General features: G+C 55.4%; 11 protein-coding genes. 4 read left to right on the forward strand and 7 right to left on the reverse strand.

Going from position 1 to position 14,730, the window contains the following annotated elements; genetic code table 11:
* The first annotated feature begins 148 nt into the window (after positions 1 to 148).
* The gene (locus KF752_02690) at positions 149 to 793 is read left to right on the forward strand and encodes an RNA polymerase sigma factor (GenBank protein ID MBX3420443.1); all 645 of its coding nucleotides are present in this window, start codon (positions 149 to 151) and stop codon (positions 791 to 793) included.
* Positions 794 to 940: 147 nt separating this feature from the next.
* Here KF752_02690 and KF752_02695 read toward each other — a convergent pair whose 3' ends face one another.
* The 4 genes from KF752_02695 to KF752_02710 all read right to left on the reverse strand — a co-directional run bounded on the left by KF752_02695 (position 941) and on the right by KF752_02710 (position 6,928).
* The gene (locus KF752_02695) at positions 941 to 3,874 is read right to left on the reverse strand and encodes a hypothetical protein (GenBank protein MBX3420444.1); all 2,934 of its coding nucleotides are present in this window, start codon (positions 3,872 to 3,874) and stop codon (positions 941 to 943) included.
* A 55-nt stretch (positions 3,875 to 3,929) separates the two neighbouring features.
* Positions 3,930 to 4,667 (reverse strand): ferredoxin--NADP reductase, encoded by a 738-nt coding sequence (locus KF752_02700; protein ID MBX3420445.1) that lies wholly within the window; start codon positions 4,665 to 4,667, stop codon positions 3,930 to 3,932.
* Between the two features lie 245 nt (positions 4,668 to 4,912).
* Positions 4,913 to 5,650 (reverse strand): arginyltransferase, encoded by a 738-nt coding sequence (locus KF752_02705; GenBank protein MBX3420446.1) that lies wholly within the window; start codon positions 5,648 to 5,650, stop codon positions 4,913 to 4,915.
* 12 nt (positions 5,651 to 5,662) lie between these two features.
* Entirely contained in the window at positions 5,663 to 6,928 is a 1,266-nt protein-coding gene (locus KF752_02710) for a hypothetical protein (GenBank protein ID MBX3420447.1), read from the reverse strand.
* A 350-nt stretch (positions 6,929 to 7,278) separates the two neighbouring features.
* Between KF752_02710 and KF752_02715 the strand changes: the two genes are divergently transcribed.
* A complete protein-coding gene (locus KF752_02715) occupies positions 7,279 to 9,120 on the forward strand; it encodes a DUF885 family protein (GenBank protein MBX3420448.1) in 1,842 nt (613 codons plus the stop codon).
* A 116-nt stretch (positions 9,121 to 9,236) separates the two neighbouring features.
* On the opposite strand, the gene KF752_02720 is transcribed toward KF752_02715, so the two are convergent.
* Positions 9,237 to 10,253 carry a WYL domain-containing protein gene (locus KF752_02720; protein MBX3420449.1) on the reverse strand — a complete coding sequence of 339 codons (1,017 nt, stop codon included), beginning with the start codon at positions 10,251 to 10,253 and terminating at the stop codon, positions 9,237 to 9,239.
* A gap of 420 nt (positions 10,254 to 10,673) precedes the next feature.
* Between KF752_02720 and KF752_02725 the strand changes: the two genes are divergently transcribed.
* Positions 10,674 to 11,087: a bifunctional nuclease family protein gene (locus KF752_02725; protein MBX3420450.1), complete on the forward strand. Its 414-nt coding sequence runs from the start codon at positions 10,674 to 10,676 to the stop codon at positions 11,085 to 11,087.
* A gap of 16 nt (positions 11,088 to 11,103) precedes the next feature.
* A complete protein-coding gene (pabB, locus tag KF752_02730) occupies positions 11,104 to 12,603 on the forward strand; it encodes an aminodeoxychorismate synthase component I (GenBank protein MBX3420451.1) in 1,500 nt (499 codons plus the stop codon).
* Positions 12,604 to 12,835: 232 nt separating this feature from the next.
* Here pabB and KF752_02735 read toward each other — a convergent pair whose 3' ends face one another.
* Both KF752_02735 and KF752_02740 read right to left on the reverse strand, forming a co-directional pair.
* Positions 12,836 to 13,204, reverse strand: a complete 369-nt coding sequence (locus KF752_02735; GenBank protein ID MBX3420452.1) for a hypothetical protein — start codon at positions 13,202 to 13,204, stop codon at positions 12,836 to 12,838.
* Positions 13,173 to 14,711 carry a PilT/PilU family type 4a pilus ATPase gene (locus KF752_02740; protein MBX3420453.1) on the reverse strand — a complete coding sequence of 513 codons (1,539 nt, stop codon included), beginning with the start codon at positions 14,709 to 14,711 and terminating at the stop codon, positions 13,173 to 13,175. Before KF752_02740 ends, KF752_02735 begins: the two co-directional genes overlap by 32 nt.
* Positions 14,712 to 14,730: the final 19 nt, after the last annotated feature.

Genomic DNA, 14,730 nt, shown 5'->3' on the forward strand with positions numbered 1-14,730 from the left:
GCCACCTACAAGTCTGCCAAGGGGAGGCGACTAGCCAATCATTTGTCGAGTACCTAGACTGTAGCCATTGACATTTAAGTGTCGCTATTCGCCAGTAGATTTTCAGGTTTGGCGAGCCGTAATTTTCTGGTCTATTAGTTGAAACGATATGTCCACGCTCGACGCCGATCAATTGCTTGTGCAGCGTATTCGCCAGGGGGAATCGCAGGCCTGGGAGGAGTTGATCGCCCGCTATGAAGGTCGACTACAAGCCTTCGTCGAGTCGCGCATTCGCAATGCTGCGGCTAGCGAGGATGTAGTACAAGAGACATTTGTTGGATTTCTCAATAGCCTGCCCAACTACGACAGCGGTCGATCTCTTGAGAGCTACCTGTTTTCGATCGCTGCCTACAAGTTGACCGATCATTTGCGGCGCGAAGGGCGACGGCCAACCATTTCGCTCAATAGTCCGTCGGGCAGCAGCGCATCCCCATGGCAAATCGCCTCCAGTGGTGCTCGACCCGCCAGTACCATCGCTCGTAGTGGCGAACGCAAGCGACTTGAGGAACAGGCCATTGTTAGCGCGTTGAGTGACCAAATCGAAAAATGGAAGGCTCGTGGCGACTGGGCAAAACTGAAGTGCATCGAGCTGTTATTCGTGGTCGGTATGGGCAACAAAGAGGTGGCTGAATTGTTGGAAATGACCGAACAGCAAATTGCCAACTACAAGTCCGATTTTTTGACTCGCACCAAAAACCTGGTCGGGCGGCAGAACCTGAATGACGAAGTCTTTCCGGAGCTAGCCGGCGATTAGTCGTCGCTCACACCATTCACCCTACACGTGATGGGCCGATGTCGAATAGAAAAGGCGCAGATTAGAATGGCACCTGTTCCATTCCCCTGTTTCCCACGCGTCCACTATCCGTCCATTCCCGAGCCGCCTACGCTCTGGCGAGCGCAACTACTGGACCACTTCCAACCAAATGGGTCGGCTAGTTGGATTGCCGCTGGTCTCGGTCCGAAAGTGAAATTGGCGCAGCCCCGGTTTAACTTTTGGAGCTGCGGTGATAAACAACTCGCGCTCGATCTGCTCCTCAGGTATCAACAGACCGTTCAAACCGATATTATCCACAAACGCACCGTGTGGTAGATTGCGTCCCGAGTCCTCTCGACCAAAGCTGACTGGGCCGGCAAATCCTTGGCGATCGATGCGTACTCTGGCGGAGATAGTTTGACCAGGACGAATGATCAGCCGATCGACTTCCTGAACGGGGCGCTGTACGGATTCAGGTGAATTTGACAACACGCTGATGCGTACTTCTTGAGCATCCTGAATGGCCAGCTCCAGCTTCTCTGGCAGCGGCAGACCTCGATCATCTGTGATAGATGCGGTGTTCAATTCTGTGGCAGAGATTGTTCGAGCCGTCAGCGGAATTTCCAGCGTTGCCTCAGACAGGATCGCATCGGGCTGCACAAAAATCGTCCCCAGTGCCAACTGCTGACCTGCCTCGATGATCAAAGGATTGGTAGCCAACACACCCTCCGGCAAATCATGGAGCCAAATAGCGATCGCATCGTTCAGACCGTCGATGCGCTTGACGCTGGCCGACCATTCGCGACCGCTGCCACGAGGTGTCTTGATTTTCAGTTGCGAAAAACTCAGCCGAAAGTCTGGCTGGGGCCTGAGAATTGATACCTGATATCGATATTGGGGACCACCAAAGCCGCGAGCATCCCGCACGCGCAGCAGATACTGGCCGTCGGCCGGCGCGGTAAACATCAGCCGCGAATCGGCCCCCAGCTCGCGCTGAGAGTCATCGTCGTTTTCAAAGTAAACGGGAAATACTGGCAAACCGTTGGGCAAGGGAACGTCGTCAGCGGCTAATGGGCTCACAATGTAGGCCGGTGCGCCCAGGGCATGTGCGACGGCTGTGGTACCAAAAAATGTGTGGCGCGAGCCGCTGCCGGGATAGACCTTGAATCCCGAGTCGGGTCCGCGCGGGTACAACCACAGTCGCGTGGTTTCCCCTTCAGAATATAGATATTCGTCCAATTCCATGTCTTCCCACTTGTGCAGCCGGAAATCATCAACGGTTGAGCTATCTTTGCCACGAAACGTAAAATAGGTCGCCCGTGTAGCTTGCAGTCGCGTATTCAGCACCGGCTGTCCATGGACATCGGTGACTTCGATCAGGCTATCCAGCGGCGATTGATCTCGAGCTGCGCGGACTTCGATCAGCCACGATTGACCGCGCTGCGCCGTGAAACGAAACAGATCGACATCTGCACTTTGATTGTCGGCTTGCGGCGAGTCAATGACACCCAATACTTTGACAGGTATTGAGACATCCGTTGCCGACGAAACGTGATCATTGGGCTCGACTTCTGTCAGTTCGGTCAGTTGACTGGCCTGAGCCACGTGCGCACTAACGGAAGGCAGCGTGCGAGCTGCAGATTCTGAACTCATGTCAGCCGACGCTGATGGCATCCGACTGTGGCTCATTTGTCGAGCATGCTCAGCCAGCATCTGGTCCAAAGTCGCGCGGGCAATCTCGATCACGCCACCTTTGAGATCAACCGCTTGCAGTGCCCCGTCGCCCGAACTGCACAGGCCGATTGGTACCTGAAGCGTCCTGGCCAATTCTCCCAAGGGCATCAGACTGTCTGCGGTCCAGAGTTTGATTGTCCTGTCGTTTGATGCTGAAACCAATAGATCGGATCCAATGAACTGGACGGCAACCACATCCTTCTCATGTGCGAATCTGGCGTCCAGTAAAGGATTGATCGTGGGCTGCGTAGTGGACTGGATGCGCCAACGCCGAACCTGACGATCGCCGCCACCGGCAAACAAAGTTTGCCCATTTGGAGCAAAGCGGACGCAGCGCATCTCGCCTTCGGGCTGGCCGAGAGTATCCAGCCGCTGGCCACTGGGAATGCTCCACAGTTTTACGGTTTGATCCGCGCTGGCGGTTGCCAAATGCTGACTGCTGGGGTGAAAATCCAAATCGTAGATTGCTCCGTTGTGTCCCGTCAATCTCGCGACAATTTGCTCAGACTGCATATCTCTGACCACGACTGTTCGATCGTAGCTGCCGCTGGCCAACCAGCGACCATCGGGGCTGAGCGCGGCACAATAAACGGCATCTGCATGATCGGCAAATGTTTTCAGGACTTTCCGTTCGGACAGCCCGACGAGCGTCACCGTACCGCTGGCTCCTACCTGACCTGCACCTACCACCAGTCTCTGCCCATCCGGAGACAGTCGTAGGCTGGTAATCTTGCCAGGCAATTGGTCGATAACGGTGGTGATTTCTCCGGAATCAACTTGCACAAACTCGATGCGTCCCCAGCGCCCCAATGCCAACTGCCGACTACCGATCGCCGCGACCGCCGTTACATGCTGATTCGACCGTTCGGCCGGCGACACCAGCATCGTCGCCGCTTTCGCCTGAGAAGGCATTGAAGATAATGAACTGGCATCTCCTGCGGGCGGTTGGGCACCCTGGGCAATCCAGCGGGCGATCAACGCAACATCATCGGATGTCGGTTGTGGCTGATCCTGAGGGGGCATCCGAGGTCGGTCAGCACCGCTAAGCAGTTGATACAGGACGCTCTCGTCGGGCTTGCCTGCTACGATGGCTGGACCGCGATCCTCCTCAAGCGGCTTATAGAGCGCCTCATAGCTGCTAACCGAAAATCCTGCCTCGGCATCCTGTTCACCGTGGCAGCCACTGCAGTATTTTTTCAGTACCGCTGCAACATCTTGAAAGTTAGCGGGCGGCTGCTGGGCAATACATGTCGCGGTACGCGGCGCTAGAACTGCAAGGGCCAATAACCACTGGACCAGGCATAGCGCCCAGCGCTGAGACAACAATTTGGTGCGTTGGTGAAGCATGACTGACAGGTTGGCAATGGCGGATGATGCAGAGTTGCAAGCACTCCATTGTAATCTACCAATAGCGTTCGATGACAATCTGCCCTGGGGCCTTTTTCTTGTGCTTGACGATATTCCTAGCCGCCAGCAGCTGTTCGCAGTCATCTAACATGTCTGGGTTGCCGCAGAGCATGATGGCGTTATCCTGCGAGAATTCCAAGTCAGCGGCGCGCTCCAGCGAACCATTTTCGATACAGGTTGTAATGCGCCCACTGAGTCCATGTGAGTAGGCTTCGCGCGAGACAACCGGCAGATAACAAAATCGACCGGCGTTGCGCTGTGTGTATTCGGCCATTTCTGCTTGATACGCCAGATCGCGTACATGCCGCACTCCATGGACGATCACGATGCGCTGGTACCTCTCCCAGGGTTGTTGGGTCCGCAACATGGCGATGTAGGGAGCCAATCCGGTGCCGGTTCCGATCAACCATAGGCTACTGGCATCAGGACAATGCTCCAAAGTAAAACTGCCTGCTGCCTTTTGGCTTACATCCAGCACATCGCCGACTTTCAAGTTCCACAATCGGGGAGTCAACTGCCCGCCCTCAACCATGACGATAAAAAACTCCAAAACGTCGCCATGCGGGGAAGCTACGCTGTACGGGCGATGTAAATGACCGTCGGGTAGATCGAAGCCGAGTTGCAAGAATTGGCCAGGCTTGAACGGCTCCACTGCTGGGGCGCGAACGGCCAGCGTGAACAATCCCTCATCCCAAACATGCATGCGTTCAACAGTTGCGGGAGTCCATTTCATGAGTTGTCATCTAACCGCGTTATAAAGTGAAGTTAATGGCGCTACCGGCCTCAAGAAATGGATCACCATAACCGCCTGCGATAGGCTTGTCTACAAACACCCGTGCCGTGCCGACCGAAACCGACGGCAATTCATAATCGCTCACACGATTTTCAAGGTGAGACAATCGCGGCCAGCGCTAGCCTGACAAGGGCAGGGCAGGGCGGGACGGTTACCGCAACGCTGCACTGGTGTCACCTGGAATGTCAGGTAGCCTCCTGCCCATTTTGGTTGCACAATCCTGAATCTGAATCGAGCCACGTGTCTTCGATGCGCCTCTGATGAGGGCGATATTTTGCTTTGTAGTTTAGGTGTCGGTTGGTAGCCACGTAGTAGCCCAAGTACAGCCACTGGAGCCCATGCCGCTGCGCCAACTCGATTTGCCTGAGAATGCACAGCGTGCCTGGGCTCCACGCCGCACAGGCCGGCTCGAAAAAGCAGTACACCGCCGATAAACAATTGCGCCCCACGTCGGTAATCGATATGGCGATCAGATGATCCTGCATCCACAGACTCAGTTCCAGCGAGGCATTGGGAGCGTGAAGCAAAAACGATCGGTAGTCATCGACGGTCAATGGTTGTTGGTTGCGCGCCAATTGTCGCTGCAGGCGATGGCGATTGAATAGGTCCACACGCTCAGTATCGACGGTTGGCTCATCTAATCGAAAGTCCATCCCCGTGGACCGTTGCAAGGCTCGCCGTTGTGACCGAGACGGCTGGAATCGACTAACTTCCAGGCGAATCGGCTGGCAAGCGGTGCAAGTGGGGCAATGCGGCCGATAGTAAAATGAGCCGCTGCGACGATAGCCCAACTCCATCAATTGATCAAATTGATCCAGACCGACTGCCACAGTCGGTAAACACATCGGTAACCGCGCCACTTGGTCAGGGAGATAGCTGCACGGCGAAGAATCGTCGGAAAAAACCCGCAGGTGTTCGATCATAGGCGACCTGCATCAGCACTCTAAGACAACGGCTGCAGCCTGTCCGTGAAATGTGAAACTGGATTGTAACACATGTCGCAACGACGTCGGCTGCATTTGCCGAACCACATCAACCGGGCAGGTCGGGTCAGCCTGTTGGTAGCCTAGCGTGGGTAAAACGTGACCAGCACCGGTAGCCAGCATCGCCGCCGTCAATTGTAACAAACCGCTGGCCGCCCCGGCTGTGCCGAAATAGCTTGAAAGAGCGGTCACCGGAGTTCCGGGAAGCACCGTGGCGACTGCTTGAGCCTCCGTTTGGTCGAGCTGTTGTTGGGAGAATCCTTGAGCGCTGACACACGCCAAGTCGTCGGCAGAAATATCGGCGGCCTGTAAAGCATGACTGACGGCCAATTCTATTCCAAGCTTGCTACCACGACGCTCGATCACAGGTCGGCCGAATCGACTAACGACGCTACGCACATGTGCGTAGATATGAGCCTTCCGAGCAACGGCATGTCGGCGGCGTTCGAGCACCACGACAACTGCTGCTTCGGAGGGCACAATTCCTGCCCGCCGCGCATCGAAGGCGCGGCTATGGTAATTGTCATCTACGGCACCAGATTGTTCGCAGTAGACATCGGGCAAGCGATAGGCCAGTCGAGTCGGCGAGATTCGCTCGCCTAATCCTCCTACAACCATTAAGTCCGCGTCGCCGCGTTGCATAATGCCAATCGCCTCACCGAGAGCCAGCAGACCACTGACCTCCTCAAGCGCAATCGTATTGTTCGGACCGCGGGCGTCGATGGCAATGGCGACATGGCAGGGAGGCATGTTGGGCAAGTAGCGCAACATCCACAACGGAAAAATGTGTTTTGAAAACTCACTGCCCCAGCGCCGCGCGTCGAATTGACCGTCAGTCTTGCATGCATCAATGGCGGCTGCTACCTCGCTAATATCGCCGGGTAACATCTCGGAGCCAAACACGACTCCCACCCGCTCGGGTTCCAACGCGGTTTCGGTCAACCGAGCATCCTCCCACGCCAAGTGAGCGGCAGAATATGCTAACTGAACTTCGCGCCCCATCAGCTTGAGTGCCTTGCGCGGCGTGACATAGTCCTTGCCATCGAAATTGTCGATGGCTGCGCCATAATAAACGCGATGTCCAGACGGACAGTTGAATATCGCGCGTGTGCCAGAAACGCCCTGCAGCAACTGCTGCTCCAGCGCTGGGCGACCTATGCCAAGAGGTGTCACGCAGCCTACACCGGTAATCACGATGTCGTCAAAACCTAGAGCCACTCTGCTGCCTACTTCTGCCTAACCTGATTGCTACTCTCGCCAGATAGTTGGGGGGCAGCAAAATGTCCACGATCAGACGACCGTAGCACCGGTGACATACCGACGGTTTGCCTAACCGCCCCCATGATTCTACACCATCACCCTTCGATCGGCAGGGGGTTCTCATAGCCCATAAGCACCGTTCCGTGCCGACATGCCAGATAATCATGGCGAACATTGCCGACCTCAGTTACTATGGTTTCGGCCAGCCCGAGCTGTGGGCGGCGTTGGTAGGAATTGTCAATGCTACGAGTTCGCCTATGCGCATGCAGAGAGCCAGTTACAGCACATGGCCGTGGAGGCCTAGACGCATGCGGCTTGTATTGATGATCGCGGCCTGCCTTGCCGTCAGGTTGTCGGCTGCCGCTCCTGCCGAAGAAACTGTAGTTGCGACTTCCGAGCCGGTGACTGAAGCCGCGACCGAGGCACAGGAAGAAGTTGACGCCAAGGGAGCGGATCACGCTGCGGCGAGTGTAGCTGTGGGAGTTGCGTTACCGACCGATGCGGTTCAGCAAATCATTCGCCAATACGTCGCTGACTTGGCTACTGTCGATCATCGCTTTCAAGTTGTCCTGGATGCCGAACGGCATCAGCTTCGGCACCACTGCGCTGAGTTCTGGCTGAACGAACTGAAGAGGCTCGATTTTACCCTCCTGGATCGCGTTGGTCAGATCGACTACCTGTTGCTCAGAAATAAGCTGGAGTACGTGCTTGCCAAGCTGGAACTTGATCGGCAACGCGATGCGCTGGCGGCTGAAGAGTTCTTGCCGTTTGCCGAAGCATTGGTCAAGTTTTGCAAGGCTCGCGAGGACATTTCTGGCCTGGATGCCGCCCGAGCCGCCGAGCAATTAGATGGTCTAGCCGAACTAGTCGAACGGTTGCCGAAGCGACTTAACGGGAATGGTAGCGGCATGGCGGAAGATTCAGTACCTCGGCGCCTGAAGGCCTTGCGCAGTGTCGAGCTACTGAAATCGCTCCGCAAGTCGTTGGTAGAGGCCGATGGGTTTTATCAAGGCTATGACCCAAGTTATGCCTGGTGGTGCAAGCAGCCCTGGGAACGATTGCGCAACGCCATCGATCAATACACCACGTATCTACAGGACCGAATTGTTGGCGTGCCACAAGCCGACGACACAACGATCTTTGGACTGCCGCTTGGGGCCGAGGGAATTGCTCTGGAGCTAAGAAATGAATGGATTGCACATACTCCCGACGAACTTATCGCTATGGCCCAGCGTGAGATGGCTTGGTGCGACCAACAATTGCAATTGGCGGCGGCCGATTTACAGTGTGGAGACGATTGGCGTAAGGCGCTCGAAATCATCAAGGCGCGGCATGTGCCGCCTGGCAAACAGCCGGAAATGATTCGCGAACTAGCGTTTGAAGCGATTCGCTTTGTCGAGTCGCATAACTTGCTAACAATTCCCCCGTTGGCGGCCAACGGCTGGCGGATGACGATGATGAGTCCCGAACGCCAGCGCCTCAGCCCCTACTTCTTGGGTGGCGAAACAATCATTGTTTCTTATCCCACCGACGCCATGACCCACCAAGAAAAGCTGATGAGCATGCGCAGCAATAATCAGCACTTTGCCAGGGCCACGGTGCATCACGAGTTAATACCAGGTCATTACATGCAGTACTACATGTTGGCTCGGCATCGCACCTACCGCAGTCTGTTCAGTACCCCATTTTGGATGGAGGGCTGGGCGCTGCACTGGGAAATGCTGTTGTGGGACTTGGATTTTCCACGCGGCCCTGAGGATCGGCTGGGAATGCTTTTTTGGCGCAAGCATCGCTGTGCGCGAATCGTCTTTTCGCTGAACTATCATTTGGGCAAGATGACCCCCGAGCAATGCATCGACTATCTGGTTGAAAATGTCGGGCATGAACGATCGGCCGCAGCAGCCGAAATTCGTCGGTCGGTCATGGGTGATTATGGCCCCCTGTATCAAGCAGCCTACATGCTGGGCGGCCAACAATTGCGCAAGCTGCACAGCGAACTAGTTCTCGGTAGTGGTCAGATGACTCAATGCGACTTTCACGATGCGGTCCTTCGTGAACACTCGATCCCCATCGAAATTCTCAGGGCCTACCTGACCAACGCCGAACTACGGGCCGACGCCATGCCCAGTTGGCGATTCGCCGATCCATGATCGACTGCGAACGCGACTTTATTCAGTGAGCATTTGGCCTTGGCAATCAGCCACCAGTCAAGGTACTGGCTACTGAGGACTTGTGATTGCCGACCTTCACCCCGCAGTCCGTCGCTCTACCGCCCGTAGCGCTGCGCCAATTGAGCGATGATTTTCTTGATCTCACGGCGACAATCGGCTGGCTGCAGCACTTCAGCTTCATTGCCCAATTGCAACACGCGCTGGATGATCTCCGTATGGTGGTAGGCCGTAACCGTCAACAAAACGTGGCCGTCCGATGCGGTCTGGAGTTTTTGCTGGGCGTGCCACGGGTCCTCTTCAACCCAACGCGCTGCCTGAGTTGACAAACGAATCACATACTCCTGCGGTTTCCCACCGCTGAAGATACCGACCGACTTGCCCAAGTGCTCGCGAAGATCAACCGCCGCATTGGGTTTGAACCAACTATCAAGCGCTTTGGCAGAGTTGAAACGATCCAGTTTCCAGTGCCTCAGCCGCTGTGAGCCCTGGCCATCGCGCGATTCTTCGGTCGATACGACGTAGATACTCGACTGGAACAGAACCACGCCGTAGGGCTCCAACTTGCGCTGACTGGGCAGTCGCCCAGGGACTTGATATTCAATTTCCAAATGGCGATGCTCTTGGATCGCGCGGTTGACGGTCTTGAGCATCCCCTGATGCTTCTCATAGGTCTTGGTGGGTAGGCCCAGTACGTACAACGTGCGCCGATACCGCTCATAGTGTTCAAAGACCGCTTCGGGCAGTTGATCGCGGACTTTATTCCAGAAGGACTCGATGCCGATCCAAAATTGAGTTCCCACCAAGGGCAGCATTAAATCGCGGCCCATCGACAGCGAGATCAGCTCGCTGGCAGTGATTGGAATCTTGTGCAAGCCCTTATCGCTGCGGCTGAGCTTCCACACGCGGCCGCGCTGATTCTCCTCATCCATGATTGGCATTCCCGCGGCAATCAGAGCCTCCAAGTCTCGGCGGACGCTGCGGGGGTGAAGCGAAGTCAGCCCCAATTCGTCGACTAAGCTATCACGCAACTCCTCAAGTGTCGCCCCAAAACGCAGTCGCTCAAGAATCTGCAGGATTTTGTGTTGTCGAATGAGCTGCTCATTGCGAGCCATCGCTGCTTCCTTGATTAACCGGAATCTCGCTGGGAAATCGTCCAATGGCTTAGTCTTGATCCATCAGACCGATTTCGTAAAGTACCCTAAGAAAAATCCCAACGGAACCGGTCATACCGGGTGGAGTATCCTGAGCCAGCCTACGGCAATAGCAGATCCGCGACACCATACGATCATAGACTAGCTGACCAACTGCGAGCGCTGAGCTATAATTTGGCCATCCCAGGTCAGGGACGCCCGCACTATGGGGTGCCCGATTTTTGTGTCATTTTCAACTACCTGAGTTTGCCGGAAAGAGCCGTTTGAGCGAGCGGCCCTTGTTCAGCCATCCTCACTAGACGGAGGCAAAGCTGGGGGCCACCCTCTGGCCACGGTAGCTACTGGTAGATTCCAACTGGTCGCTCGTCTTGAAAGTCCGCCATGCCCGTCCCGATGCAACTTTCGCGGATTATCATTAGCGAGATAAGCGATAATCAAGTTATCTATCTGCAAGAGATCGGGGGGACACGCCAATTCCCGATTTTGATTGGAATCTTCGAGGCTACCAGCATCGATCGGCGCATTAAGACCAATTTCAAGCCGCTCCGACCGCTGACGCATGATCTGATTGTAGGCGTGGCCGAAGGACTGGGAGCGAAAGTCGAAAGCGTGATGATTAGCGAACTTCGCGAGCACACTTATTTTGCCAAGCTGCAGTTGCGCCGTGACGATCAATTGATCGACATCGACTGCCGCCCCAGCGACGCTCTGGCCGTGGCAGTGACTTTTGACCCACCGCTGCCGATTTATGTGGCTGAGAGCGTGATTGACCAAGCATCATCGACCTCCGGTTAACAGGTGGAGATGACGCGTGGCAACTACCCAGTACTCCACCCCCCGACAGCGTTCTAGCGCACTTCTGGAGCCGGCTCGACCGCTGGTTAGACGACTGCCATCAAACTGGACGGCGGCCTACTGCTTTCGTCGTTTGGCGCGTTTGGATGGCTGCGTTTGGCTGGACAGCAGCTTGCAGGTCGAGGGCTTGAGTCGTTACAGCTACCTGGCTGCCGCCCCGGTGACTACGCTGCGCATCGATCATCCCTACAGTACAGCCTTACAACATCTGGTCGATACGCTGCACGATTTGCATCAGCCAGCGCTGGCTGATCTGCCTCCAATGCAAGGCGGCTGGATGGGCTGGATGGGCTACGAACTGGGCCGATGCTTCGAAGCGGTGCCCGCAGCGGTGCACAATGATTTTGCTTTGCCGTTGGCTATGCTGGGATTATACGATGTCGTCCTCAGTTGGGATCACCAGCGCGGCGAGGGTTATATTGTCTCGCAGGGATGGCCACTGCGAGACCCTCTAGCACGTCAGCAGCACGCGTATCGGCGTCTACAACATTTCCTGTCCTTGTTGGAGACCGAGGATCATCAGTTACCAGGTCCAACTGCTCTCCAGAGGCGCCGCCGCAATTATCGACTGGTCGAACATCAACTTGCCCCACAATTCGTGACGCGCTGGTCTGCTGATTGGACCAGCAGTTTTTCACCGGAGGCGTATCGACAAGCTGTAGCCAAGTGCGTTGAGTACGTTCATGCTGGCGATATCTTTCAAGTGAACCTGTCGCAGAGACTGTTGCGTCGCGCCATTTGCGACCCAGAAGATTTGGCGCTACACCTTCGACGCGCTAGCCCTGCAACATTCGCGGGTTATGCAGATTTTGGTCGCATTCAGGTAGTAAGTTCTTCTCCAGAACGGTTCTTGTGCATGCAAGATCGCCAGATTGAGACTCGCCCGATTAAAGGTACGCGGCCGCGTCTGAGCGATCCGATAGCTGACGCGGGCATGGCGCAGTTGCTGCGCGATAGCCTGAAAGACCGCAGCGAAAACGTGATGATCGTCGACTTGCTTCGCAACGACCTGTCGCGAGTGGCCGAACCGGATTCGGTGAAAGTCACGGCGCTGGCGGCTGTTGAGCGGTATCCGTATGTTTGGCATCTGGTCAGTGTGCTGAAGGCCCAATTGGCGTCGAAACATTCGCTCGCCGACCTCATGGCGGCTACGTTTCCAGGTGGCTCCATCACCGGCGCTCCCAAAATCCGCGCCATGCAAATCATTGCCGAGCTTGAACCGACGGTTCGCGGTCCCTATTGCGGCTGTTTAGGATACCTGAGCAGCGGTGGCGATATCGACTTGAATATTCTGATTCGTACCATAACCATGTGCGACGGCTGGTGGCAAGTTCCTGTCGGTGGCGGCATCGTAGCCGATAGCCGCCCGGAATTTGAAGAACAAGAGACATGGCATAAAGCTGAAGGCATTCTGCGGGCCATCGACTCACTGCCCTTCGGTCGCCGGGTTACCTGATCGGTAACCTTTCACAAGTTGTAGCCCACCATGCGTGTCCACAACGCTTAACCAAGCCAGGCCGGAGATTACAACGCTGTGTTTTTCGAGGAACATCAGATCCAGGCTCATGGTGGGCCGACGGTCGCGGGACTGTGGTGGTGAGATGATGCTTGGCCTGATTCACGGTGTATCGTTGCGCCACCGCAACCTTGTCCCACGCTACGAGTCGCAGGCGCGATTCTCCAAAGCTTTAGCGACGCAGATACCTTCGTAACAAGTCCAGCAGATACCACTCAAAGAAGGTCAGTAGTACCGGCATCACAAAGAAAAACAACTGGCTCACTCGAGCCGTGATGTCCTCGTCATTCGATTGTGGCAGCGTCGAATAGATGACAAAACTAGTTACCGAATTGCAAAACAGTAAGCCAGCGCTGACCGTCAACACAAAAACCGCGTAAGCCGCTAACGAAACTGCCGCCAACAATCGCTGCCAACGATCTGGCGAGGACAATTCTGAGGCACTCGGTGGTGTGGCTGATGTGTTCATGCAATGCGTCGCATCATCACCTGGCGCTGACTGGGGAACATCAATGACTGGAACGACCAGCGTGGCGCGCATCGTGCATGGAATCCAGGGGCGGAATGGTGTAAGTGCCAATGTGCATTTGCTCTAACATGGCCGCATCCGAAGCAAACTCGCGGGCGATTTCCCATGAGATCAAGTCTTGTTTGTAAAGTTTGAACAGGTGCTCTTCAAATACGAACGAGCTGGATGCTGTCTGCTGCATGCCAACTTTGATAGCCGCGGTGTTACCAGTCAGAATGGCGTCGTTGATGTACTTGATGTCATTAAACATGAACTCCATGGCGACCATGCGTCCTCCACCAAGTTTAGGCAGCAACCGCTGACAAATAACACATTTTAGCGCGTCGCGCAGCTGCAATCGCACCAAATCGCGTTCAACAGGATCAAAGAAGCTCACAATGCGGTTGACCACTTCGTAGGTCGTTCCAGCATGCAGCGTACTGATAACCAAATGCCCAGTGGCAGCGGCGTTGATGGCGGCGCGAATGGTTTCAGGGTCGCGCATCTCACCCACCACGATCACGTCGGGATCATGCCGCAAGGCGCCTCTGACCGCTTCGCCGAAACTACCGACATCTTCCGGGACATCACGTTGCGAAACCACGGCCTTCTTGCTCTTATGGACGAATTCTACCGGCTCTTCGATACACAAAACATGTACTGACCGATGCTGGTTGATCCAATCGACCAACGATGCTACGGTGGTTGACTTGCCAGAGCCGGTCATGCCCGTTACCAGCACGAGTCCAAAGTGCAACTTGGCTAACCGCTGCATTGAATCGACTGGAATCCGCAAGTCCTCAAAGCTCGGAATACTCTCCGGCAAGAACCGTAGGGTACAGTGTGGTGTTCCCGATTTGGTGAACGCGGATACGCGTGAGTATCCCAAACCGACTTGATGATAGATGAAACTACACTGCAGCTTGTCTTGAAATTCTTGCCAGTTTTTTTCGGGAGCAATCTCTTCGATCAGCGTCAGAATCTGTGCGCTTGACAGCGGTGCGAAATTGTCGGCCCGGCGCAATTGTCCATCGACACGGAAGATGGGTGGCGCGCCGGGACACAGATGGATATCGCTAGACTTGAATTTGGTGACTGCCCGGAAGAGTGTCTCCGAACTGATATGTTGGCTACGGTACTCTTCGCCGTGAACACGCCAGACTTCCGGCAATTCAAAAGCCGCCGATAACGCATCACAGGCAGCATGCACATGAGCAATATCCCCATCGGTTGCGGGCTGGCACTGCACTTGCAGCCCTCCGGTCTCGTCAACCAGGCGACAATCGGCCTGCTGCACTGAGACTATTTCAGTCAATGCGCGACGGCAATTGTCCAGTTCTGATGCTGGTAAGTGGACATGAATCGTGAACGAATGAAACTCACCTTCGTAGTCAGGCCGTAGCGCTTCAACGCTCAGCGTCCTGGATCGAACGACCATCTTTCGTGGCGAACCGTGGATCGATCGCAATTGCTCATCCGCAATGACAACGATAGACCACAGACTCTTTTGGTGTCCACAGCCCAATACCACTTCTCGCATGGCAAATTCAATCCTTACG

Source organism: Pirellulaceae bacterium (genome assembly GCA_019636385.1).
Lineage (GTDB): Bacteria > Planctomycetota > Planctomycetia > Pirellulales > Pirellulaceae > Aureliella.

What these genes read in the sequence shown, in the direction of transcription:
- KF752_02715 (MBX3420448.1), top strand. Translation starts at nt 7,279, where the DNA reads ATGCGGCTTGTATTGATGATCGCGGCCTGCCTTGCCGTCAGGTTGTCG.
- KF752_02690 (MBX3420443.1), top strand. Translation starts at nt 149, where the DNA reads ATGTCCACGCTCGACGCCGATCAATTGCTTGTGCAGCGTATTCGCCAG.
- KF752_02695 (MBX3420444.1), bottom strand. Translation starts at nt 3,874, where the DNA reads ATGCTTCACCAACGCACCAAATTGTTGTCTCAGCGCTGGGCGCTATGC.
- KF752_02705 (MBX3420446.1), bottom strand. Translation starts at nt 5,650, where the DNA reads ATGATCGAACACCTGCGGGTTTTTTCCGACGATTCTTCGCCGTGCAGC.
- KF752_02740 (MBX3420453.1), bottom strand. Translation starts at nt 14,711, where the DNA reads ATGCGAGAAGTGGTATTGGGCTGTGGACACCAAAAGAGTCTGTGGTCT.
- KF752_02735 (MBX3420452.1), bottom strand. Translation starts at nt 13,204, where the DNA reads ATGCGCGCCACGCTGGTCGTTCCAGTCATTGATGTTCCCCAGTCAGCG.
- KF752_02725 (MBX3420450.1), top strand. Translation starts at nt 10,674, where the DNA reads ATGCCCGTCCCGATGCAACTTTCGCGGATTATCATTAGCGAGATAAGC.
- KF752_02700 (MBX3420445.1), bottom strand. Translation starts at nt 4,667, where the DNA reads ATGAAATGGACTCCCGCAACTGTTGAACGCATGCATGTTTGGGATGAG.
- KF752_02720 (MBX3420449.1), bottom strand. Translation starts at nt 10,253, where the DNA reads ATGGCTCGCAATGAGCAGCTCATTCGACAACACAAAATCCTGCAGATT.